This is a genomic window from Aeromonas sp. FDAARGOS 1414, assembly GCF_019047065.1.
In the GTDB taxonomy this organism is placed as follows: Bacteria; Pseudomonadota; Gammaproteobacteria; order Enterobacterales; family Aeromonadaceae; genus Aeromonas; species Aeromonas veronii_A.
Window position 1 is genome coordinate 4,372,525 of record NZ_CP077210.1, and the last position, 23,104, is coordinate 4,395,628.

21 protein-coding genes and 1 pseudogene are annotated in these 23,104 nt (G+C 60.3%); 13 read left to right on the plus strand and 9 right to left on the minus strand.

Features of this window, described 5'->3' with window-relative positions; all coding sequences use genetic code 11:
• Positions 1-105: 105 nt before the first annotated feature.
• Together I6L44_RS19910 and I6L44_RS19915 are read right to left on the minus strand one after the other, a co-directional pair.
• Complete coding sequence (locus tag I6L44_RS19910) at positions 106-963, minus strand: hypothetical protein (protein ID WP_216952873.1); 858 nt, start codon at positions 961-963, stop codon at positions 106-108.
• 111 nt (positions 964-1,074) lie between these two features.
• Positions 1,075-2,298 carry an Nramp family divalent metal transporter gene (locus I6L44_RS19915; protein ID WP_216952874.1) on the minus strand — a complete coding sequence of 408 codons (1,224 nt, stop codon included), beginning with the start codon at positions 2,296-2,298 and terminating at the stop codon, positions 1,075-1,077.
• A 237-nt stretch (positions 2,299-2,535) separates the two neighbouring features.
• Between I6L44_RS19915 and rpsF the strand changes: the two genes are divergently transcribed.
• The 4 genes from rpsF (at position 2,536) to I6L44_RS19935 (ending at position 4,524) form a co-directional block, all read left to right on the plus strand.
• On the plus strand, positions 2,536-2,922 hold the full coding sequence (gene rpsF, locus I6L44_RS19920) for a 30S ribosomal protein S6 (protein ID WP_005308887.1): 387 nt from the start codon (positions 2,536-2,538) through the stop codon (positions 2,920-2,922).
• 30 nt (positions 2,923-2,952) lie between these two features.
• Positions 2,953-3,183: a 30S ribosomal protein S18 gene (gene rpsR, locus I6L44_RS19925; protein WP_005308890.1), complete on the plus strand. Its 231-nt coding sequence runs from the start codon at positions 2,953-2,955 to the stop codon at positions 3,181-3,183.
• Between the two features lie 52 nt (positions 3,184-3,235).
• The gene (gene rplI, locus I6L44_RS19930; RefSeq protein ID WP_005340490.1) at positions 3,236-3,682 is read left to right on the plus strand and encodes a 50S ribosomal protein L9; all 447 of its coding nucleotides are present in this window, start codon (positions 3,236-3,238) and stop codon (positions 3,680-3,682) included.
• Positions 3,683-3,783: 101 nt separating this feature from the next.
• Positions 3,784-4,524 carry a ferredoxin--NADP reductase gene (locus I6L44_RS19935; protein WP_216952875.1) on the plus strand — a complete coding sequence of 247 codons (741 nt, stop codon included), beginning with the start codon at positions 3,784-3,786 and terminating at the stop codon, positions 4,522-4,524.
• Positions 4,525-4,575: 51 nt separating this feature from the next.
• Here the strand turns inward: I6L44_RS19935 and I6L44_RS19940 are convergent, their stop codons facing one another.
• Together I6L44_RS19940 and I6L44_RS19945 are read right to left on the minus strand one after the other, a co-directional pair.
• Positions 4,576-4,926 carry a hypothetical protein gene (locus I6L44_RS19940; protein WP_042053367.1) on the minus strand — a complete coding sequence of 117 codons (351 nt, stop codon included), beginning with the start codon at positions 4,924-4,926 and terminating at the stop codon, positions 4,576-4,578.
• A gap of 19 nt (positions 4,927-4,945) precedes the next feature.
• Entirely contained in the window at positions 4,946-5,242 is a 297-nt protein-coding gene (locus I6L44_RS19945) for a hypothetical protein (protein WP_216952876.1), read from the minus strand.
• Between the two features lie 255 nt (positions 5,243-5,497).
• On the opposite strand from I6L44_RS19945, the gene I6L44_RS19950 reads away from it, so the two are divergent.
• Complete coding sequence (locus I6L44_RS19950) at positions 5,498-6,511, plus strand: Preprotein translocase subunit SecY (protein ID WP_216952877.1); 1,014 nt, start codon at positions 5,498-5,500, stop codon at positions 6,509-6,511.
• 42 nt (positions 6,512-6,553) lie between these two features.
• On the opposite strand, the pseudogene I6L44_RS19955 reads toward I6L44_RS19950, so the two are convergent.
• Positions 6,554-7,774: pseudogene (locus tag I6L44_RS19955) on the minus strand (IS3 family transposase).
• 115 nt (positions 7,775-7,889) lie between these two features.
• Positions 7,890-8,057 (minus strand): hypothetical protein, encoded by a 168-nt coding sequence (locus I6L44_RS19960; RefSeq protein ID WP_005308905.1) that lies wholly within the window; start codon positions 8,055-8,057, stop codon positions 7,890-7,892.
• Positions 8,058-8,113: 56 nt separating this feature from the next.
• On the opposite strand from I6L44_RS19960, the gene I6L44_RS19965 reads away from it, so the two are divergent.
• From I6L44_RS19965 to gshA, 4 genes are all read left to right on the plus strand, one after another.
• Positions 8,114-9,091: an NADP-dependent oxidoreductase gene (locus I6L44_RS19965; RefSeq protein WP_216952878.1), complete on the plus strand. Its 978-nt coding sequence runs from the start codon at positions 8,114-8,116 to the stop codon at positions 9,089-9,091.
• Positions 9,088-9,525 carry a YqaA family protein gene (locus I6L44_RS19970; RefSeq protein WP_058058683.1) on the plus strand — a complete coding sequence of 146 codons (438 nt, stop codon included), beginning with the start codon at positions 9,088-9,090 and terminating at the stop codon, positions 9,523-9,525. The genes I6L44_RS19965 and I6L44_RS19970 overlap by 4 nt, the downstream gene beginning before the upstream one ends.
• Positions 9,526-9,552: 27 nt before the next feature.
• Complete coding sequence (locus I6L44_RS19975) at positions 9,553-12,366, plus strand: pitrilysin family protein (RefSeq protein WP_216952879.1); 2,814 nt, start codon at positions 9,553-9,555, stop codon at positions 12,364-12,366.
• Between the two features lie 61 nt (positions 12,367-12,427).
• On the plus strand, positions 12,428-14,026 hold the full coding sequence (gene gshA / locus I6L44_RS19980) for a glutamate--cysteine ligase (protein ID WP_216952880.1): 1,599 nt from the start codon (positions 12,428-12,430) through the stop codon (positions 14,024-14,026).
• An 81-nt stretch (positions 14,027-14,107) separates the two neighbouring features.
• Here the strand turns inward: gshA and I6L44_RS19985 are convergent, their stop codons facing one another.
• Positions 14,108-15,898, minus strand: a complete 1,791-nt coding sequence (locus tag I6L44_RS19985) for a long-chain fatty acid--CoA ligase (protein ID WP_216952881.1) — start codon at positions 15,896-15,898, stop codon at positions 14,108-14,110.
• Positions 15,899-16,083: 185 nt separating this feature from the next.
• On the opposite strand from I6L44_RS19985, the gene I6L44_RS19990 reads away from it, so the two are divergent.
• A complete protein-coding gene (locus I6L44_RS19990) occupies positions 16,084-16,626 on the plus strand; it encodes a hypothetical protein (protein ID WP_216952882.1) in 543 nt (180 codons plus the stop codon).
• A 7-nt stretch (positions 16,627-16,633) separates the two neighbouring features.
• Here the strand turns inward: I6L44_RS19990 and rimI are convergent, their stop codons facing one another.
• On the minus strand, positions 16,634-17,083 hold the full coding sequence (rimI, locus tag I6L44_RS19995) for a ribosomal protein S18-alanine N-acetyltransferase (RefSeq protein ID WP_216952883.1): 450 nt from the start codon (positions 17,081-17,083) through the stop codon (positions 16,634-16,636).
• 109 nt (positions 17,084-17,192) lie between these two features.
• Entirely contained in the window at positions 17,193-17,627 is a 435-nt protein-coding gene (locus I6L44_RS20000; protein WP_216952884.1) for a DNA polymerase III subunit psi, read from the minus strand.
• Positions 17,628-17,940: 313 nt separating this feature from the next.
• Between I6L44_RS20000 and I6L44_RS20005 the strand changes: the two genes are divergently transcribed.
• The 3 genes from I6L44_RS20005 to I6L44_RS20015 all read left to right on the plus strand — a co-directional run bounded on the left by I6L44_RS20005 (position 17,941) and on the right by I6L44_RS20015 (position 23,061).
• Entirely contained in the window at positions 17,941-19,554 is a 1,614-nt protein-coding gene (locus I6L44_RS20005) for an ATPase RavA domain-containing protein (RefSeq protein WP_216952885.1), read from the plus strand.
• A gap of 9 nt (positions 19,555-19,563) precedes the next feature.
• Positions 19,564-21,018, plus strand: coding sequence for an ATPase RavA stimulator ViaA (viaA, locus tag I6L44_RS20010; RefSeq protein WP_216952886.1), 1,455 nt, complete (start codon positions 19,564-19,566; stop codon positions 21,016-21,018).
• Positions 21,019-21,213: 195 nt separating this feature from the next.
• Entirely contained in the window at positions 21,214-23,061 is a 1,848-nt protein-coding gene (locus I6L44_RS20015; RefSeq protein ID WP_216952887.1) for a diguanylate cyclase, read from the plus strand.
• The last annotated feature ends 43 nt before the right edge of the window (positions 23,062-23,104 follow it).

Here is a 23,104-nt window from a genome sequence, read left to right on the forward strand (position 1 = left end):
TCGGCCCGTCATGACGGGCGTTGAGGGGCATGATGATGCCCCCTCATTTGCGATACGTCTCTATTGCCAACTTGGGCGTGAGCCCTGAGTGGTCAAGTCTGCGACTCAGGCGCCGGTTGGCGTGACCCGGGTCAGCATGGCAAAGCCCTCTTCCACTTGAGTGAGCTCTACCTTGACCTCTCCCAACTCGGCGAGCGAGGCAACATGGGTGCCGCCACAGGGGATGGTGACCTCCTGGCCTTCCAGCGAGCAGTGCCAGTAACGGGAGTCGATGATCGCCTCGCCGGCCCGGCTTCGGCGAATGTCAGCTCCGCTTGCTACCCAGTCGGCCAGTTGTTGGTTGACTTTCTCTTCAATCAGCGCCAGATCTGCCAGCAGCGCCTCGCTGTTGACTCCTTTCTTGCGCAGGCTCTTGCCGATTCGGTACTGCTCCCACGATCCGCAAGGCTCGACCCGCGAGCTTTGAATAGCAAGACGATCGAAGTCGGGCTGGCCCAGTGCATCGCGCTCGCTTACCTCCTTGCGCCAGTAGGGAGTCAGTACTCGATTGAGCGCCAGCGCGGCCAGATGGCAGCCGCTATGGCCCAGACTCAGGGCGTGGCGGGCAGCGCTATCTACTTGTAATTCGACCTGGCTGCCAACGGCCAGCTCATGGTCACCGGTCAGCGGATGGACCACCACGAAACGCCACCCCTCTGCGCCCCGCTTGACCGGAATCGCAGTATCGACAAACAGCTTGCCATCCGGGCTGATAGCCCCCATCCGGCAAGGGCCAATGGCGGCTTCGCCCCCTTCCCAGCGAGCATGGCCCACATCCCCCGGCTGATCGGGCCAGAGGTGGCTCTGGGGATGAAAGGGGGTGAGGTCGGTGACCAGCAGTGTGGTGTCGCCACGCTGACAGCAGACCACGCTGGCTTGCTCCTGATGATGGCCCAGCACGAAGCTGACTCGGGTATGTTCCATGGCAAGGCTCCCGCAACGATAAATGAGAAAAGAAAGCGGCAGCATACGCCAAAGTGCGAAGAGGCTCATTAACCAGAGTTAATGAGCCCCTCTTCTCGGTTTGACGGTTCGCTAGATCATGGCGACCAGCAGGTAGGCGTTGAGCCCGATCACCAGGGCGACGATGAGGCGGCCGACCGCCTGGGTCACCGGGTGGTTGCGATACTCCCCCATCAGGGCGCGATCGCCGGTCAATATCAGCAGCGGGATGAGCGCCAGCGCGATGCCGAAGCTCAGCACCACCTGGCTCAGCACCAGGATCTCGGTGGTGTTGAGGCCCATGGCGATTACCACGAAGGCAGGGGCCATGGTGATGGCGCGGCGCAGCCAGAGCGGGATGGTGAAGCGCACGAAGCCCTGCATCACCACTTGGCCGGCCAGCGTGCCCACCACGGTAGAGCTGATGCCGGAGGCGACCAGCGAGAGGCCGAACAGAGTCGCGGCCGCCTGACCCAGCAGCGGGGTGAGGGTCTGGTAGGCCGACTCCAGCTCGGCTACTTGCTGGTTGCCGGAGCTGTGGAAGGCGGCCGCCGCCATGGCCATCATGGCCAGATTGACGAAGCCGGCGATGGTCATGGCAATCGCCACATCGACCCGGGTGGTGTGCAGCCGCTGGCTGACCGAGCCCTGATCCTGGGTGTGCTGGGTCAGCGCCGAGTGCAGGTAGATAACATGGGGCATCACGGTGGCACCGAGCACACCGGCGGCCAGATAGACGGCATCGCTGTTGGGCAGACCGGGGAAGAGGGCGCCCTCCAGCAGGCTGGGCAGATGGGGGCGGGAGAAGATCAGCTCGACGATGTAGGCCGCCGCCACGAACAGCAGCAGGCCGCCCACCACGAACTCCAGCGGTTTCTGGCCGCGGGATTGCAGCATCAGGATCCCCCAGGTGACCACGGCGGTGATACAGGCTCCTTCAAGCAAGGTCACGCCAAGCAGCAGCTTGAAGCCGACGGCGGCGCCGATAAATTCGGCCAGATCGGTGGCCATGGCGATGATCTCTGCCTGCACCCAGTAGGCCCAGACCGCCGGTTTTGGCAGTCGGTCACGGATATGTTCCGCCAGATTCTTGCCGGTGACGATGCCGAGCTTGGCCGAGAGGGTCTGCACCACCATGGCCATCAGGTTGGCCCATACCACCACCCAGAGCAACTGGTAGCCAAAGGTAGAGCCCGCCTGAATATTGGTGGCGAAGTTGCCCGGGTCGATATAGCCGATGGCGGCGATAAAGGCTGGCCCGAGCAGGGTTAGTTTGAATTTGCGGGCTGGAATCGTAGTTGTCAGTGCGGGTTGCATGGCATCACCCTCCATAAGGATATGGAGAGAGAATAGATCTAAGTGATAATCATTATCAATTGTTGTTTCTGATGATTTCCATCGGGAAAAACATTTAAGGCAGTCAGTTGCAGTGAGGGATGTGATTTCGTACAATACGCCGCCCTAGAAAAGCAGCGACTAAACACCTTTATGTTCCTTGCCTCCGAGGTCTGGCTGCACCTGGGCGGAGGCTGAATTAATCCGTAAGGAGCTAAAATGCGTCATTACGAAATCGTCTTCATGGTTCATCCGGACCAGAGCGAGCAAGTTCCCGGCATGATCGAGCGTTACACCGGCGCCATCACCACCTCCGGTGGTACCATTCATCGCCTGGAAGATTGGGGCCGTCGTCAGCTGGCTTACCCGATCGACAAACTGCACAAAGCCCACTACGTTCTGATGAACGTAGAAGCAGAGCAAGCCGTTATCGATGAGCTGGAAACCAACTTCCGCTTCAACGATGCCGTTATCCGCAACATGATCATGCGCACCAAGCACGCCGTGACTGAAGTTTCTCCGATGGCCAAGGCCAAAGAAGAGCGCTTCACCCGTCGTGACGACGAGCGCCGCGAAGAAGCTACTGAAGCTGCTTCCGAAGAGTAATTCTGGATCACTGACTAGAGGATAAAGGCCATGGCACGTTATTTCCGTCGTCGTAAGTTCTGCCGCTTCACCGCCGAGAACGTTACCGAGATCGACTACAAAGATATCGTTACTCTGAAAAACTACATCACTGAATCTGGCAAGATCGTACCGAGCCGTATCACCGGTACCCGCGCCAAGTATCAGCGTCAGCTGGCACGCGCCATCAAGCGTGCTCGTTACCTGGCTCTGCTGCCGTACACCGATCTGCACAACAAGTAAGAATCGGCCCGGCACTTAAGCCTAACTCAACGAAATTTATAGAGGAAAGGTAATGCAAGTTATCCTGCTCGACAAAATCGCCAAACTGGGCGGTCTGGGTGACCAAGTTTCCGTGAAATCTGGTTATGCCCGTAACTACCTGATCCCGCAAGGCAAAGCTGTTATGGCCACCAAGGCCAACATCGAAGCTTTCGGTGCTCGTCGCGCTGAGCTGGAAGCCAAACTGGCTGCCAACAAAGCTGCTGCTGAAGAGCGTGCTGCCAAGCTGGCCGAACTGGCTACCGTGGTTATCGCTTCCAAGTCTGGTGACGAAGGCAAGCTGTTCGGTTCCATCGGTACCCGTGACGTGGCTGAAGCCATCACTGCTGCCGGCGTAGCCGTTGCCAAGAGCGAAGTCCGCATGGGCAACGTTCTGCGTAACACCGGTGACTACGAAGTTGCTGTTCAGCTGCACGCTGACGTTAAAGCAACCGTACAGATCCAGGTTGTTGCCCTGTAATAGCGATTCGCTTTTGCAGAGAAAACCCGCGCACTTGCGCGGGTTTTTTATTTTCCGGCCCGGGGGTAGAGTGAAGGTCTGTTCCACTGGAGGAGATCCCTATGGCTTGGGTAGAAGGTCGCGTCATCGAACGCATCGAATGGACACCCACCCTGTTCTCCCTGCGGGTAGCGGCCGAGCTGGCCCCTTACAAGGCAGGCCAATTCACCAAGCTGGCCCTCGAGCAGGGCGATCGCCGCATTCAGCGCGCCTACTCCTTCGTCAATCCCCCCTCTGCGCCATACCACGAGTTCTATCTGGTCGAGATCCCGAGCGGTGAGCTGACTCCCTCGCTCGGCTCGCTGCAAGCGGGCGATACCTTGCTGGTGCAATCCCAGGCCACCGGCTTTCTGACGCTGGATGAGGTGCCCGCCGGGCGCGATCTCTGGCTGCTCTCGACCGGTACTGCTATCGGCCCCTTCCTCTCCATGCTGGCCGATGGGGAAGCCTTCAACCGCTTCGACAATCTGGTGCTGGTGCACGGGGTACGTAAAGGCGAGGAGCTGAGTTATCAGGATTTGATTGCGAGCTTTGCCGAGCAATATGGCGAGCGCTTCCGCTATGTCCCCTTTGTCAGTCGCGAGCCCTGGCCCGATGCAATGGCAGGGCGGATCCCGGCGGCGATTGCCAATGGTCAGCTGCAGGATCGAGTGGGGTTGGAGTTCTCACCCGAGCTGAGTCAGGTGCTGATCTGCGGCAATCCGGAGATGGTGAAAGAGACCCAGCAGACCTTGCTGGCGCAGGGGTTGGCCAAGAATCTGCGGCGGGCGCCTGGCAATATCAGTGCGGAGAATTATTGGTAAAACAATCAGCACAGGGGCGCAAGGCCCCTGCTGCATAAGCAAAGGCGGCAGTCAGTTTTTCTTGCCGTTACCCTTGTTTTTATCCTTCTGTTTGTCGTGACCTTGTCCCGGGTTATTGCCGCTGTGGATGCTGCGGTTGTAGTGATCCCGGTACTTGCCATCCATCTTGTCGCAGTTGAGTTTGATCCGGCTGTCGCCAATGCCAAGATCCAGACAGTTGTCCTGCCACCAGTCGTACTCCTTGTCATCCCAGTCGAGATTGATCTTGATGTCATCACCGGAGATCTTGATGCCATCGCTATTTTTGCTTGGCGGTGCCGCAACCGCGATGCCGTGCGCCATGAGCAGGGAAAGCAGCAGGGCGCCGCGCCGGATAACGGGGTTGTGTTTAGCTTGGGTCATCGCAAGGGTACTCCTGTTGTTACTGGTCGCTCTGCGAGTTGGCTGGGAGCTGGTTGGTTTTCGGTGGCTGGTTGCGATTCTCTTCATCTTCCAGATTGAATTTGACCGCCTTGCAGTCGACGGAGGAGGTCTCCCCGATATCCAGAGTGAGGCAGTCGTTCTGGGTCCAGCCGAACTGTTTATCATCCCAGTCCAGATTGAATTTAAGCTCATCGACGGAAAATTCGGAGCCACTGCTCTCTTGATATTGCTGGGTCGCTGCGGCGTTGCCGGTAACCAGAAGAAGGGAGAGTAGCAAAGTGGTCTTACTGTTCATGATGGCCTCGGATAATTGCAACGGTGGATGAGTGTACAGACCGGAGCTGAACCCGGGCGGAACTGTTCCCCATCTCACCACATGATCAAGTCAGGGAGGGATTGTATCGCTTTTCTGCTGCCGATTTGTCCGTTTTGGTCGCACTCTGGGCAGCTGATTGCCAATCTGAAGGAATTCAGTCATTTGCCCTTCTCTGGGCGAGTCTGGAGACTATAATCGGCAGCCAACTTTTCCTGCACAGCACACCCCTTCATCATGACCACACAGGACTCCTCCACATTGCGCTACCCCAAGGGGTGGTTTGCTCTGACGACGGTATACAGTTTCACCGGGTTGGCCATTCTGGCTTCCATTATCTTCTCCCTGCTGCTGTTCCTCTCCATCGATGACAACCCGCTGATGAAGTGGCTGTTCGGCGGCTTGGCCATCATCTTTGAGCTGGGCAAGTTTTACGTCTGGTACGAGTACGGCGAGCGCAAGGCGCGGCGGGATTTGAGTGGCGCTTTCTGGTCGTTGCTGTTTTACAGCGTGCTGGCGGCCATCTCCATCGGCGGCAGTATTGGTGGCATCAACAGTGCCACCAACACGGTACTGAGCCAGCAGGCGCGCCACGAGCGGGAGCTTGCCCGTTTCGACGAGCAGATCGCCAGCATCGAGCGGCAGATCCAGCTCAACGAGGAGGCGGCCCGCAAATATATCGAGCTGGAGCGCATTTCCAGCGGCGTCTCCTCGTTGCAGCATGCCAACACCAAGCTGCGCTTGCAGCAGGATGAGCTGCGCCAGCAGCGCGATGCCAAGCCGGTCAACGAACAATCCTCCATGCTGGGGCTGATGAGCAGTTTGGCGGACGGGGTGGGGATGAGCATCAGTCAGGTGCAGTTCCTGCTGGTCTGCTTCCTCTCGGTGCTGCTCGACGTGTTCGGTGCCTTTTTCGTCAGTCTGATCGGCGAGGAGAACCGCTTTCGCCGGATGTGGCGTGGGCAGCAGGACCAAGCTCGCAGAGAGGCGCAGGAAGCGTTGGCGATGGCGGCACAGCCCGAGCCCATCATGCCCCCCGAGCCCGCCCCCGAAGTGCTGGAGCAGGTGCGCGGAGCGCTGATGAGTGGTGAGCTCAAGTGCAGCAAGCGCTCGGTGGCGCAGGCGCTGTCACTCTCGCTGGAGGAGGTGGATCGGGTGTTCCACCATCTGCTGTCGCAAGGGGTGCTGGGGCAGGGGAGCAATCGCCACTACTACCTAAATCCGGCGCTGGAGCAGCAAGCCGGTGTCTAGTCCTGAAATAGGTTTACACATTTTCAACTAGCATTTATCTACTCAGAACCCCCTATGTACCGCATCGGGGGTTCTGTATTTCAACGCATGATGCGGCCGCTCCACGTTGTAAATATCCACCGCTTCACGCACCATCTCCCGCGCTTGCGTCAAATCCTGCGGGCTTTGCAACAACAACTCTCCTTTCAAAATCCCGTTCACCCGCTCCGCCAACGCATTCTGATAACAGTCATACCCATCCGTCATCGAACATCTCACCCCGTACCGTTCATGCAATGACTGATACAGCCCCGAGCAATACTGCACGCCGCGGTCTGAGTGATGGATTAGCTCCCCGCTGCCACACCGTTGCTTCAGGGCTTTCCTGAACGCCATCGCTACCGACTCGGCATGCATTCCTTCGTGCACGTGATGGCCCACTATCTTGCGTGAGTACGCATCCGTCACCAGGCTCAGGTACAGTGGCCCGCTCCTGGCTGGCAGATAGGTGATATCAGCGACCCAGACCTGCACCGGGGCCACCGGTGTGACCTGCTCTGGTCCCGACTTGAGCAAGTTGGGATGACGGTAGAAACGGTGAAAACTGTGGGTGGTCTTGTGATACGCCCGTCTGGGTGGCACCAGCAGGCGGTGCTCGGCCAATATCCGAAACAGCCTGTCCCGCCCGACCTTGAGCCCGCCATCATCCTGACCCTGCAGCAGATAATGCAGCTTGCGGGTGCCCACCCGAGGTTGTCGCAGTCGAACCTGACGCACAAAACGCACCACCTGCAATCCCTGTGCATGGCGCTCGTCGGCGACCCGATTGCGCTTGTAGTAAGCCTGCCGGCTTATCCCCTGAAACAGGCAAGCCCTGACGATGGTCAGCCTCTCGACTTGCCGCTGCGAGAGGACTTGCCGGGTCGCTTTTTTACGATGGAGACGCCGTAGTCATTCTTCAGTACATCGACGACGGCCTCAAAGAACTGGGCCTTCTGGCTCATCAGGGCCAGCTGCTGCTCGAGTTCCTTGATGCGCTGTTCTGGCGTCTGGTTGTCGGGGTCAGGCATGGTGATGCTCCTGCCGGCACGTACAGAAGCCCCCCTGGCTCCAATCTTGCCGACCATGTTTACGCAACCATACCAGAACGGTGGAGCGGCCCTGAATGCCATAACGCACCTGAGCCTTTTTGTAGGTGAGCTCGCCTTTTTCAATCTGCTCGACCAGTGCCAGTTTAAAAGTCAGCGAGTAATCGCGCTGTGTCCGTTTCACACCTTGTCCCATCGGGTTCTCCATTTATTGGGGGGGAAAGGTGTAAACCATATTCAGGACGGGACACGGATAGTGAGAAGGCCACCGGAACGCGGTGGCCTTTTTCGTTATCGAGTGGCGATAGCACTCAGTGAGTCAGCACCATCATCAGGCTGAGGAAGGCGGCCAGTCCGCCACCGATGCCGATGATCCAGTAAAACCCCTTGGCCCCCTGTTTGAGCGGGATGCGGAAGTAGAGCAGAAACGCCCACCACCCCAGTGCCAGCAACAGAGGAATAAGAAACATTCGAGCCATGGTGTCCTCGCTGTTATTCTGTTGACCCTTGATCAATCAACAGGATGGATTGTGCAATGACGCAACTACAGATTACCGCATTCGGTGACCCCTCGGTACTCAAGCTCAACCCTTCCCTCGATAAGGTGCCAGCCGACGGCGAAGTGCGGGTACGCATCTGCTTTGCGGGGGTCAATCCCATCGATGCCAAAACCCGCGCCGGTCTTGGCTGGGCGGCGGCCCAGAACAAGGACAAGTTGCCCTGGACACCGGGTTATGACATCTCCGGCGTGGTGGAGAAGGTAGGCCCCGGTGTGACCTCGCTGGTCGAGGGGGATCGAGTGTGCGGTATGGTTGGGTTTCCCCTCACTGCCGGTGGCTACGGGGAGTCTGTGGTGGCAAGCGAGAGCGAGCTGGCCAAGCTCGACGGGGTGAGCCTTCAGCAGGGGGCGGCGCTGCCGCTGGCCGGTCTCACCGCCTGGCAGGGGCTGCTTGAGCACGGCGGCCTCCAGAGCGGTCAGCGGGTCTTGATCCTCGCCGGGGCCGGTGGGGTCGGCCATCTTGCGGTGCAGTTTGCCAGCGCCTATGGCGCCGAGGTGGTGGCTACCGCCAGCCCCGACAACCATGGCTTCCTGCATGCTCTGGGGGCGCGCTGGATGGTGGATTACCACGACGCGAACTGGCCTGCACGGGTGGTGACAGAGGCCGGCCAGATCGATCTGGTGCTGGATCTGGTGGGCGGTGAGAGCGGCAAGGCGGCGTTGGCCTGTGTCAAGCCGGGTGGCCGTCTGGTGACGGTGCCCACCATTACCGCCCAGCAGATCAAGGATGCAGGGGCTGCGGCGGGTATCGAGGTGGTCGGCATGCTGGTTCACCCCGACCAGAAGCAGCTGGGTCAGATGTTGATGCTGCTGCGTCAGGGGGAGGTGAAGGTCACCCTCGCCGGTGAGTTCGCTCTGGCTGAGGGGGCGCTGGCCCATCAGGCTATCGAAGGGGGCCATGTGCGCGGCAAGCTGCTGCTGCGCATGCCCGCCGCCGACGGTTATCCCGGATGAGCGAGATGATGGATATGGGGCTGGGGTGGCTCTTTTTAAGCGCATTCACCTCCGCCACCCTGCTGCCCGGTAGCTCCGAAGTGCTGCTGGGGGCCATGGCGGCCAAGGGAGAGTGGAGCATGGCGAGCCTGCTGCTGTGGGCGACGCTGGGCAATACCCTCGGATCCATGACCACCTGGTGGCTCGGCTGGCTCGCCACCTTCAAGAAAAAACCGGAAGATTTTCAAGGTCGTGGGGAACAAAAAGCCTTAGGCTGGCTCAAACAACATGGTCACTGGTGTCTGCTGCTTGCCTGGACGCCGGTGGTCGGTGATGGTCTCTGTCTGTTGGCCGGTTGGCTGCGCCTCTCCTTCTGGCGCTCTCTCATTCTGATCGGGCTCGGCAAATTGTTCCGTTATGCCCTGGTTTTTCTGCTGGCCAGTCACATTTTCTAGCCTGTTTTTGTCACTCACGAGGTTACCGTGAACAAAGTCATACCTTTAACGATTCTGCTGGGCTTCACCCTGCCGGTGCTGGCGGCACCGACCCTGATCGCCGAACAGGGCAAGGAGGAGGGCAAGCTCGCCATCCCCTACCAGATGTACAAGCTGGACAACGGCCTGACCGTGATCCTGGCCCCCGACCGCTCCGATCCGCTGGTGCACCTCGATGTGACCTATCACGTCGGTTCATCCCGCGAGACGGTCGGCAAGTCCGGTTTCGCCCACTTCTTTGAGCACATGATGTTCCAGGGCTCGAAACACGTCGGTGATCAGGAGCATATGCGGATCATCAACGAGGCCGGTGGCGACATGAACGGCACCACCAACAAGGACCGCACCAACTACTACGAGACTGTGCCTGCCAACCAGCTGGAAAAAGTGCTCTGGCTGGAGGCGGATCGGATGGGCTTCCTGCTCGATGCGGTGAGCCAGAAGAAGTTCGAGATCCAGCGCGCCACCGTCAAGAACGAACGGGCCCAGCGAGTCGACAACCAGCCGTACGGGCTGGTGAGCGAGAAGGTAGGGGAGGCGCTCTATCCGCGTACTCATCCCTACTCCTGGCAGCCTATCGGTTACGTGGAAGATCTCGACCGGGTCGATGTGAACGACCTCAAGCAGTTCTTCCTGCGCTGGTATGGCCCCAACAACGCCACCCTGACCCTGGGCGGCGACTTTGACAGCAAGCAGGCCCTCGAGTGGATCGAGAAATACTTCGGCTCCATCCCGCGCGGTCCGGACGTGGCCGAGCCGACGCCAAAGCCGGTGACTCTGCCCGAGACCCGCTACGTGACGCTGCAGGACAAGGTGCACCTGCCGCTGCTCTATATCAGTTACCCCACTGTCTCCCTTGGTGACCCGCAGGAGCCGGCGCTCGACATGTTTGCCGACGTACTCGGCGGTTCCGCCAGCTCCATGCTCTACCAGTCGCTGGTGAAAACCGGCAAGGCGATCGATGTGGGGGCGTCCCACTACTGCGAAGAGCTGGCCTGTACCCTGACCGTCTACGCCTATCCCAATCCGTCGCAGGATGGCAGCCTCAAGACCCTCAAGGGGGAGGTGGACAAGGTGATCGGCGAGTTCGCCCAGCGCGGCCTCAAACCGGAAGATCTGGAGAAGGCGATCGCCAAGTACCGTGCCTCCGCCATCTGGGGTCTGGACAGCGTCTCCGGCAAGGTGAGCCAGCTCGCCATGGGTCAGGTGTTTGCCCAGGATCCCAACTATGTGTTCAAGACTCTCGATGCCATCGGCAAGGTGACACCTGAGCAGGTGAAGGCGGCCTACGACAAGTTCATCGCCGACAAGCCTGCGGTGGTGCTGAGCGTGGTGCCCAAGGGCAAGACCGAGTGGCAGGTTGCCACCCCGAACTTTACCCCCGCCAAGCGCGAGCTGCCGGATTACAGCAAGCATGACGAAGCGCTGGCCGAACGACCGGTAAAAGACAATTTCGATCGCAGCGTGCAGCCCAAGGCGAGCGAGGCGGTGAGCGTCAAGGGGCCCGCCATTTGGCACGGCAAGCTCGACAAGAACATCGAGATCATTGGCACCAAGAGTGACGAGATCCCGGCCGTCTCCATCATGATCGCCCTGCCGGGCGGCATTCGTGCCGAAGATAAGGGGCAACTGGGGTTGGCCAATCTGACCGCCGCCATGATGGGGCAGGGCACGGTGCGCCTGACCGAGGCTCAGCTGAGCGACGAGCTGCAAAAGCTGGGCTCAAGCATTGATGTCTCCAGCGCCCAGTACAACAACCTCATCACCGTCAGCTCGCTGGCGGACAAGTTGCCCCAGACCCTAGCGCTGGTGCGCGAGGTACTGGAGCGCCCGGGCATGCGGGAGGCTGACTTCGAGCGGGTCAAGGCGCAGCTGCTGCAAGGGATGCAACAGGCCCAGCAGCAGCCCGAGTGGCTGGCCGGACAGGCGTTCCGCGAGCTGGTCTACGGCAAGCAGAACCGCCTCGGTCAACCTACCGACGGGGTAGCGGCTGATGTGGCCAAGCTGACCCTGGCGGACGTGAAGCACTTCTATCAGGCCTACTACAACCCCACCAACGCCAAAGTGGTGGTGGTCGGTGATGTGGACCAGAAGCAGATCGAGGAGCAACTTGGCTTCCTGACAGAGTGGAAGGGGGCAACGCCAACCCTGGGAGATCTCAAGCTCAAGGGTGAGCAGGCCAAGCCGGGCATCTATCTGGTCGACAAGCCGGGGGCGCCCCAGTCGGTGATCCGCATCGGCCGTCGCGCCATGCCGTTTGATACCACGGGGGATTACTTCACCGCCGGGCTGATGAACTTCAACCTGGGTGGCAACTTCAACAGCCGCATCAACCTCAACCTGCGGGAAGACAAGGGTTACACCTATGGCGCCAGCTCGGGCTTCTCCGCCAACCGCGAGGTGGGCACCTTCGCCACCGGCGCCAATGTGCGGGCCGATGCGACTGTGGATGCCATCCGCCAGTTCCTCAAGGAGATGGACAACTACCGCAAGAGCGGCCCGACCCCGGTCGAGCTGGCCTATATGCGCAGCGCGGTCTCCCAGCAGGATGCCCTCTCCTACGAGACCCTCGGCCAGAAGGCGGGCTTCCTGCTGCAGATGGTGATGTATGACCTGAAACCGGACTATGTGCAGGCCCAGAACAACCTGATCAAGACGGTGTCGCCCGAGGCGCTGAAGGCCAGTGCCGCCCGTTGGCTCAATCCGGCCGACATGGTGATCGTGGTGGTGGGAGACAAGCAAAAGCTTGAAAAACCCCTCAAGGAGCTTCATCTTCCCATCTATCCGCTGCAGTTGCCGTAACTGACGCTTTATAAAAATCAAGAGCCGCCCCGGATGGGGCGGCCTCACATGAGCCGTGAATATGACTACAACAAGCTTGTCGCTCACCGAGTTGCTGAATGCGTTGGGATCACCGGAGCGCCTCACCGCGCTCAAGGGGATCCGGCGCGGGATCGAACGTGAATGCCTGCGCATCACGCCGGATGGCCGACTCGCCCAGAGTGACCATCCCCGGGCGCTGGGCTCGGCCCTGACCCATCCCAATATCACCACCGACTACTCGGAGAGCCTGCTGGAGTTCATCACCCCGGCCACTGACTCCATCGACAGTCTGATGGAGCAGCTCGGCGATATCCATCACCATGTGATTCAGCATCTGGGTGACGAGCGGATTTGGCCGCTCTCCATGCCCTGCTTCGTCGGCGGGGAAGAGAGCATCCGGCTGGCCCAGTACGGCAGCTCCAATATCGGCAAGATGAAAACCCTCTACCGTCAGGGTTTGAAGAACCGCTACGGCAGCCTGATGCAGGTGATCGCCGGGGTGCACTTCAACTTCTCCATGCCCGACAGCTTCTGGAGCGAGTGGCAGGATCTGGTGTGCGAAGGGTGCTGCAGCCAGCGTTTTATCTCCGACAAGTACATGGGGCTTATTCGCAACGTCTACCGCTTCGGCTGGCTGGTGCCCTATCTGTTCGGCGCCTCCCCGGCCATCTGCGAATCCTTCCTCAAAGGGCGCAAGAGCAACCTGCCGTTCGAGAAGACCGGCAAGGGCACCCTCTATCTGCCTTACGCCACCGCGCTGCGTCTCTCCGATCTTGGCTATACCAACAGCGCCCAAGCTGGGCTCAAGATCAGCCACGACAATCTGCCGGCCTATGTCAGCAGCCTGCGCCGCGCCATCAACACCCACAATCCCGACTTTGCCAAGATCGGGGTCAAGGTGGATGGGGAGTATCGTCAGCTCAACGACAACGTGTTGCAGCTGGAGAACGAGCTATATGCCCCGATCCGCCCCAAGCGCACCCCGCGCAGCGGCGAGAAGCCCTCGGATGCGCTGGATCAGCGCGGCATCGAATACATCGAGCTGCGCACCGTGGACGTCAACCCCTTCACCCCGCTCGGCATCGATGCGGATCAGATCCGCTTCTTCGACCTGTTCCTGGTCTGGTGCCTGCTGCGCCCCTCTCCGGTTCTGAGTGACGAAGAGATTGCCCGCAACCGCCGCAACCAGAACAAGGTGGTGCTGGAAGGACGTCGTCCCGGTCTGACGCTGGAAGATGAGCAGGGCAATGCCATTGGCCTCAAAGAGTACGGCCTCAAACTGTTTGACGAGCTGGCTCAGGTGGCCGACCTGCTGGATCGCTGCTGCGGCCGCAACCGCTATCGCGAGACGCTGGCGATGCATCGCGAGAAGCTGCTCAACCCCGAGCTCACCTACTCCGCCCGCATGCTCAAGGAGCTGCTGGAGAGCGGCAAGGACAATGGCTGCTACGGCGACAAGCTGGCGACCCGCTATCGCGAGGATCTACTGGCAGGGGAGCTGCAGTACTGGGATGACGCCTACTTTGCCGGTGAGGCGAAGGATTCCTTGGCCAAGCAGAGGGAGCGCGAGCGCAGCGACAGCCTGTCGTTTGATGACTTCCTAGCCGACTACTTCGGTACCACTACCACCACGGCCTGAAGGCGGGTTCGTACCGACCAAAGTGCCAACAAAAAGCCGCTCGAGTGAGCGGCTTTTTGATTTCTCTGAACCTGAGCGATATCAGACGTGGTTATACATTGCCTCGATTTCGCTCTGGTACTTGGCTTCGATGATCTTGCGGCGCAGCTTCATGGTGGGGGTTAGTTCACCCAGCTCCATGGAGAAGGCGCTCGGCAGCAGGGTAAACTTCTTCACCTGCTCGAACTTGGCCAGCTCTTTTTGCAGATCGGCGATGCGGGCTTCGAAGAACTCCATTACCCGGGAGTGGCGCAGCAGCTCGGTCTTGCACTGGTACTGCAGGTTGATGGAGCGGGCGTACTCCTCCAGCGACTCGAAGCAGGGGACGATCAACGCCGAGACGAAGTGGCGGGCATCGGCGACGATGGCGATCTGCTCGATAAAGCGATCCTTGCCGATGGTCCCTTCCACCAGTTGCGGGGCCACGTACTTGCCGTTGGAGGTCTTCATCAGCTCCTTGAGGCGCTCGGTGAAGTAGATATTGCCCTGGCTGTCGAGCTCACCGGCATCGCCGGTACGCAGGAAGCCATCCTCGGTCATCACTTCGGCGGTGGCGTCCGGCTTGTTGTAGTAGCCGCGCATCACTGTGGGGGAGCGCACCAGCAGCTCGTTGTTCTCACCCAGCTTCACTTCGATGCCGTTCAGTGCCGTGCCGATGGAGCCGAGCTTGAACTGGCTGTCTTCGTAGCAGCAGACGGTGGCAGTGGTCTCGGTCATGCCGTAGCCGTACTTGAGGTTGAGCCCCATCGCCTGGAAGAAGAGGTTCACATCGTCGGCCAGACGGGCGCCCGCCACCGGCAGGAAGCGGGTGCGGCCGCCAAAGCGGGCGCGCAGCTTGCGAAACACCAGTCGCTCGGCGAGCCAGAGCTGGCCGTAGAGCAGCGGGGAAGCGGACTTGCCCGTCTGACGGGTGGCAACCATCTGCTTGCCGACACGGGTTGCCCAGCCAAACAGGGCGCGCCGCAGAGCCGGAGCCTGAGCGACTTTGGCCTGGATCATGGCATAGGCCTTCTCGTAGAGGCGCGGCACGGCGCACATCACGGTCGGCTGCACCTCGCCAATCACGTCCATCACCTTCTGCGGATCGCGGATATAGACGTTCTCGGCGCCGCAGTAGAGCACGTAATAGCTCCATACCCGCTCGAACACGTGGCTGAGCGGCAGCATGCAGAGCGACACATCCTGCTGATTGAGGTCGAGGCGGCTGTTGTGCATCTCGAAACAGGCGGCGATGTTGCTGAAGTCGAGCATGACCCCCTTGGGCTCGCCTGTGGTGCCGGAGGTATAGATCAGGGTCAGCAGGTCATCCATCCGGTACTGGGTTTCCCGTACTCGCAGTTCCTGCTCACTGGGCTGATGGTTGCCGGAGACCAGAAATGTCTGGAAGTGGCTCGCCTGCTCGCAGCCGCGCAGGTTGACGTTGCCGTCGAGGGCGATGAGCTGGCGGATCTCGCCGCTTTCAATCAGTTGCAGCGCCTGATCGAACTGAGGTTGTTCGCCAACGAACAGCACCTTGATGCCGGCATCTTTGACGATGTAGCGCAGCTGATCGAGGGTGCTGGTGGGGTAGATAGGGACGCTGACGCCGCGGGCGGCCAAGATGCCGAGATCGGCCTGGGTCCATTCCGGCATGTTGCGGGCATAGATGCCGACCATCTCGGTTGGTTGGTGGCCGGCACGGATCAGCGCCTGTGCGCAGTAGTCCATGGCCTGGCCCAGAGTACGCCAGCCGATGGCGCGCCACTGGCCATCTTGCTGAACCCGCAGGGCAGCCTTGTTGCCAAGCTGGGCAATACGTTCACGCATCAGTCGAACCAGATGAAGCTTCGGCATCAGTTAAACATCCTTTAATTACAGTTGTACGCCCGCGAGGGCACTAAAAATCGGGCTAGAGTTTAAACTCCAACATTACAGCTTACAAGTGTTCGCCGTTTGTCTTGGATCACAAAGAGCGCAAATAGCTCTTCCTTTGCGCAGACTGGCCGATACTGCAAAGGAGCAAAGGGAGAGTTAACGATATGAATCTATGGATGAAAGGGGCATTGGCCGTGATCGGGCTCATGATGGTGGGGGGCGGGGCGGCCTGGTACTTTCTGGGCAAGACACAGCAGCCTGCGAATCCCTGGTATGAAGGGGCGGAGGGATACCAGCAGGCCCAACAGCAGGCATTGGCGCTGGGCTATCCGCTGCTCTATGTGCTGGAGACCCCCAAGTGCCGTCGCTGCAAGGCATTGAACGAACGCTTCTGGCGCAGTGAAGAGATGAGAGTGCCGTTGAGCCGATTGGTCAAGGTGCGGCTCAATCCGGGCAAGGGGGATGGTAGTGAACAGATCCTGCGCCGTTTTCCCAAGGTGGCCACACCGCCCGGCATCTATATCCAGCAGCCGGGTCAACCCCTCAAACCGATCAAGATAGTGGTGGATATACAGCAGATCTGGATGCCGGGGAAAACCTGGCTGCGGGGCTTCTATATGCCGCTTTCCGCCGCCGGATTCGAGGCGGTGGTTCACACCACTCTCTCCTTGCAGGATCCGGCGATGGATAACGCCCCCCTCGATTGAGGCGGGATCAGCTGAAGTCGAACAGGCGGGACATCAGTACCGCATCTTCCCGATCATTGCCGGTGCCGTAGTAGTCGGCGCGGCGGCAATACTCGGCAAAGCCGGCGCTCTCGTAGAGGTTGATGGCGGTCTGGTTGCCTGCCCGCACCTCGAGAAACCAGGCCTCTGCCCCGGCTTGTTTGCTGCGAGTCAGGTAGGCTTGCAGCAGTGTCCGTCCCAACCCCTTGCCCTGAAATTCGGGGTGGACACAGATATTCATCAGCGAGCTGTCTCCGGCCACCAGATCCGAGATATAGAAGCCGGCCGGGCGACCATCGACCAGCATCAAGCCGTTGAGATAGCGAGGACCGAAGCAGGATAGCAGGTTGGCCTGGCTCCAGGGCTCCTTGTGGGCGGCCTGCTCTATGGGATAGACAAGGTCGAAATCGGCTTCGAGCAGGGGACGAAACTCAGGCATGTTGACTCCGGGTGACTGGGTGGAGGATGTCGGGGTTGGCAAAGACGACTTTTGTAAAATCAGGTAAAAAGAGCGGCTTCCAAGAGGGCGTTGAAGGCATGATGCAGGATCATGCCGTACTGTTCGCCAGGTGTCGGCGTAGTTGTTGCCACAGGGCGCGCTTTTGTGCGGCACTGGGGGCCAGCGGACAGATCAACGCATCGGGTCGTTCCGGGTTGGCCTCCGTCAGCCAGAGCAGAGGGGAGGCGCCCGCCGTTTGCAGATCGGTAGGCGGCAGCTCGCTGAGCAGTGAGACCTCGTCGGGGGTCATGCCGAGCAGCTGGCAGATATCCGCCAGCAGCGTGGTGGCAGGCAGCTGAGGCGCCAGCAACCAGAGTTTGCCGCTGGGCAGCGGAGCGCGGGTGGCCGGTGCTGTCTGGTCGGGCTGCACGGCATCTTGCGCAAGCTCGGGTACGAGATCTGCCCCCAGCAATGCCGGACGACGCAGTTGCCAGCTTTGAATGCCCATGCGGGCCAACATGCTCTGACGAACGGGATCTTGCATTTGAGGCGACTCACTCTTGATCTGCATTGGGGAAAATTGTGTTGCGCAGGGTACACTCGAACCGCTTTTGCTGCACCCTTTGCAACGCATCATCTGGCGCATGCGGGCATGGTGCCATCACGACACTGGCTATGCATGGGCGCAGCACGCTGCCGATACGGTATCGTACTGGCCTTGCGTTTTTTCCTGCCAGAGGCGGGTATTGTGCGGCAAGAGATACCAGAATAAACATCATAACAAGACAAAACCCAAGGTCGAGCAAATGGATATCGCGCCTTGGGGCTAACATCATCCCAGCTTCGGAACACTCTCTATGTCGTCTTTAGCTCAAGCCCAGAACCCTGCGCGTCTTATTCCCATCCAGGAGCGCCTGCCCCGGCTGCTGGCAGCCCTCGGTGAGGGGCTTTATGAACGGCAGGATGCCCTGCGCCTCGGTCTGCTGGCAGCCCTCAGTGGCGAGAGTGTCTTCTTGCTGGGGCCACCCGGTATCGCCAAGAGTCTGATTGCCCGTCGCCTCAAGCTGGCCTTTCACGACGCCCGCCACTTTGAATATCTGATGACCCGTTTCAGCACACCGGAGGAGGTATTTGGCCCCCTCTCCATTCAGGCGCTGAAAGAGGATGGCAAATACCTGCGCCTCACTGCCGGCTATCTGCCGGAGGCTGAGGTGGTGTTCCTCGACGAGATCTGGAAGGCGGGTCCCGCCATTCTCAACACCCTGCTCACCGCCATCAACGAACGGCAGTTCCGCAATGGTGATAGCCAGCATCCCATCCCCATGCGGCTGCTGGTGACCGCCTCCAACGAGCTGCCGGCGCCGGACAGCGGGCTGGAAGCGCTCTACGACCGGATGCTGGTGCGGATCTGGATGGACCGGGTGCAGGAGAAAGCCAACTTTCAATCCATGCTGGCCAGCGACGGTCACGCCCACCAGAATCTGCCGGAATCCCTGCAGATCCGGGGGGATGAGTACGAGCAGTGGCAGAGCCAGATTGAGCAGGTGCGCCTGCCGGATGCCTGTTTCGAACTTATCTATCAGCTGCGCCAGCAGCTAGACAGCCAGCTGGCCCATCGCTGTTATGTGTCGGATCGCCGCTGGAAGAAGGCGGTACGGCTCATCAAGGCGAGCGCCTTCTTCAATGGCCGCGATGAGGTCGCACCGGTAGATCTGCTGCTGTTCAAGGATTGTCTCTGGCACGACGAGGAGTCCCGCACCGCCCTGCTGGAGATGATGACCGAGTTCTCCCGTCTCTACGGTTATCAGCAACTGGCCTTGACCCGCCAGCTGCTTGCCCTGCGGGATCAATTCAAACAGCTCAAACAGGGCGTGGCCCAGCGTCTCTGCTGCAAGGCGCGCAAGCGCAAGCAGTGGTTTGGCAGACGGGCGAGGGGGATCGAGATCCCGCTCGCCAACGCCAGACCCTTTGGCAAGCAGGTGCACTTCCATCTGCTCACCCCGGCCCCGCTGGATGGCAGCGATCCCGAGCGTCTCACCAGCACCCTGGTGTTCGATCGTACCCTGCTTTCCCATTGGCATCCGACCGGTGAGGCGCTGGTGGGTTATCAATATGGCAACCCGAAAGAGGGACACTACGAGCTGGTACTTGACGATGAGCTGCGCCTGCAGGTGCTCGATATCCAGCGCCAGCAGATCCCGCTGGTATTGATGGAGCGCAACGCCATCCCCGAGGTGGTGCTGGAGCCCTGGCTGCAAGCGCTCGATGAGCTGCTTGCCCAGGTTGGCAAGGTGGTGCAGGAGCTTAAACAGCAGCGCACTCTGTTCGATCGTCATCGGCAGCACCTCTTTATTGCCCAGCGCTGGCTGCAACAGGTGGAAGACAGCTTCTTCGTGCTGAGCCGGGATCTTGAACTGCTGCGCGGCGAGCTGACACAGTGGCGCGAGCGGTTGCCAAGGCTGGACGAGTAAGGAGCGCTCATGCTTGAGATTGGCATGCTGGATCTGGGGCTCCTGATCGGTGAAGGGGAGCTGGCAGGGGAGGTGGCTCTTTTGCTTGCTGCGTCGCCCAAGATCTCCGAGTTCATCAAGCGCTCCCCGCTGCAGGGCAAGCTGCTGAAAAAGCGCCTGCAGAGCTGGGGTGAGCAGCTTGGCGAGGAGATCCGTCACAAGCCGGTGCCGGTGGCGCTGGAGCAGGAGTACCTGCTCTATCAGGCGCACCGGCAGTTGCCGATGACCGAACTGATAGGCCGTTTGCCCGCCCTGCTGGAGTCGCTGGATCACTACAGCCCCTTTGCCGGTGAGGCCCGTTCGCTGGTTCGCCAGCTGATGGCTCACCCCACCGAGGGGCTGCGCCAGCTCTTTATCGATAAGTGGCGCGCCAGTCTGGTGGGGAGCCTGCTGCAACTGCAGCAGCAGATCGCCGAGGCGGAGCGGGAGAAGCAGCGTCAGGAGATTGAAGATCAGCTGCTGGCGAGCCGCACCCTGGCCGATGCCCTCGATCCGAACCAGATCTCAGCCGGTGGTCTTTGGGATCTGGCGCAGGGGCACTGGCACAAACGCAGTCTGGTGCTGGTCAAGCAATACGCCCGTATGTTGCAGCGCGAGCCCTTGCTGGCGGAGATTGCCGCTCTTCTCGGGCGCAGCGAGCGGGATCGCCGGGCGCAGGAGCAGCCGGTGCCACCGGTTCAGGTGCTGGAGCTGGAGCCCGCCCCCAGCGACGATGTGCCAGACGACCTGGTGGGCATCCACCAGGCGAGCGACCTGATGCGGCTACTGCCAAGCGAGGCGGTGATGCTGGGGCTGCCGGAGCTGGAGCTGGAGTTCTACCGCCGCTATCTGGAGCGGCGCCTGCTCAGTTACCAGTCACGCGGCACCTTGCCGCGCCAGCGCATCATGCTGCGCACCCCGGAGCAGGGGGGGCAGCAGTTGCAGCAGCGGGGCCCCTTTATCGTCTGTGTCGATACCTCCGGCTCCATGGGGGGCTATCCCGAGGAGTGTGCCAAGGCACTCTTTCTTGCGCTGCTCAAGGTGGCGATGGATGAGAAGCGCGGTTGCTACCTGATGCTCTTCTCTACCGAGGTGGCGACCCTTGAGATCACCGCCGATACCGGACTGGACAAGGCGGAGCGCTTCCTCTCCATGAGCTTTCACGGTGGTACCGATCTGGTGCCTTGTCTGGAGAAGGCGCTGGTCAAACTCGATGAGCCCGCTTTTGCCAAGGCAGATGTGCTGGTTATTTCGGACTTTATCGCTCAGAGTCTGCCCCATGCCCTGCTCGAGCAGATGAACCGCTATCGCCAGCGCCAGACCCGCTTTCACGCAGTGGCCATGTCCCGGCACGCCAAACCGGCACTGTTGCGGGTCTTTGACAACAGCTGGCTGCTCGATTGCGGTCTGCGCGGCCGGCTACTGCGGCGCTGGCAGCATCATTAGTTACCGGGAGGGAGCCAGCCCCCTCTTTCGCTCTGTATCCCCCTCCTCATTCCAACGTTATGATATTGCTGTAAAATGTGAGATGAAACCCATTCAAGTCCTCTCTCCTTGCGGTAGCCTTTACAGCCGTTGTTACAGGGTGATTTTCCGGTATCGGGTCGCCTGCTGCTCTTTCCCCATTCATCCGGAGTGTTTATGAGCCGACTTGCCTTGCTGCTGTTGCTGGCGGTATTCGGGCTGGCAGCCAGACCCTTGTCCCCCGAGCAGTTGGAAAATGAACTGGAGGAGATGGAGCAGGTCCATCAGCCTATCGAGTTGCTGCGGGAGCGCGTTGCTCGCTTGCTGCGGGATGGCAGCGACTATCCACCGTCCCAGCTGATGCGGATCAGTCGTCTGGCTTGTTGGGCCCAATCTGCCGATGACATCCAGGCGTCTCGCCGTGCGATTGCGTATGCCGACAGCCAACTGGTGCTGGCTCAACAACGGGGAGATGACGCAGCCATTGCCGAGTTGCTCATCTGTCGTGGCTGGTTCAATCAGCTGCTCGGCGAGGTGGCACAGGCCCGTCGGGATTATGATGAGGGGCTGCGGTTGGCAGGGGAGGCCGCTGTGCTCAAGCTGGAGGCGCTGGCGCTGTCCCACCGGGGAGCCATGTTGTCGTTTCAGGGGGCGTCAGGGCAGGGGCTGGTGGATCTCACCAGGGCGCACGACATCTACGAACGGTTGGGATTGACCACCTGGTATAACCGGGCGCAGCTCGAGATTGCCGCCGCGTTTCGCCGCATGGGTCTCTATGCCGAGGCACTCACTACCCTGAACCGGTTGCATGAACACTTTGCCCACAACCATGACGGGTTCGGTTTGGCCAGGATGAGAGAGCAGCTGGCTCTGGTCTATCTGGAGACGGGGCGCTATCAGGAAGCGCAGCAGGAGCTCGAACGTAGTCTCGCCTTTTTGCAACAACCCGAGTACCGGATTGAACATGCGGATCGTCAAGTGATGCTGGCGGAGGCTCTGCTCGGTCTGGCGCGCCTGGAGCAGGCCGGACGCTTGCTGGCGCAGGCAGCAGGTGTGCTCACCCCTGAAGTCGATCCTATCCTCCACGCCCATCTCGAGCTGGTAATGGCCAAACTGCAGGTGAAAATGCGGGATCCGGCCCCGGCCTTGATCGCACTGGCGAAGATTGAACCGATCCTGAAGGCTGAGGGGCACACTCGTTACCTGATGGATCTCTACGCAGTGCGCAGCGAAGCATTCGAGCTGCAAGGGGACTATCCGGCTGCGCTGGCGGCCTTGCGGGATCATTTGGTGCAAGAGCAGCGCCTCGACCAGATGCAGCGAGAGCAGAGTACAGCCTGGGTGCGCGGCCAGTTTGAACTGACCCGCCAGGCGGAAGAGAACAAGCGATTGCGGGTCGAGCAGCAGTTGCAGCGGCAGGAGCTGGCGCAGAGCAAGGAGCGTCGCTTCTGGTTGCTGGTGGTGATGGTGCTCTGCGGTGGAGTGGCTCTGCTGACGATGAGGTGGTTGCTGGAGCGCAATCGTCGGATGCATCGGTTGGCCTTTACCGATGAGCTGACCGGTATCGATAACCGGCGTCGGGTGCTGGTGGATGGGCGCGAGCACTTTGAGCTGGCCCGCAGGCAGCAAATGCCCTTTTCTCTGCTGCTTTTTGATATCGATCACTTCAAGCGGATCAACGATTCGCTGGGTCATCATCGGGGAGATCGGGTACTGCAGTGGGTATCCAGAATGGTGGCAAGAGAGTTGCGGCAGCAGGATCTGCTGGGCCGTACCGGTGGAGAGGAGTTTTTGGCACTGCTGCCGGAGACGGGGCTGGAGGAGGCGTCCCGTTTGGCTGAGCGGATCCGCGCCAGGGTCGGCCAACGGGCGTTGCCCGGTTTGTCCCATCCGGTGACCATCAGCATCGGGTGTGCCTGCCAGCGCGATGATGATCAGGATCTGGCCGCGTTGATCCGGCGTGCGGATGAGGCTCTCTACCGGGCAAAGGGGGCCGGGCGCAACCGGGTGGAAACAGACGACTGACGGACTGGGTATTTTTCACTCGCGCGGGTATAATGTCGCGCAA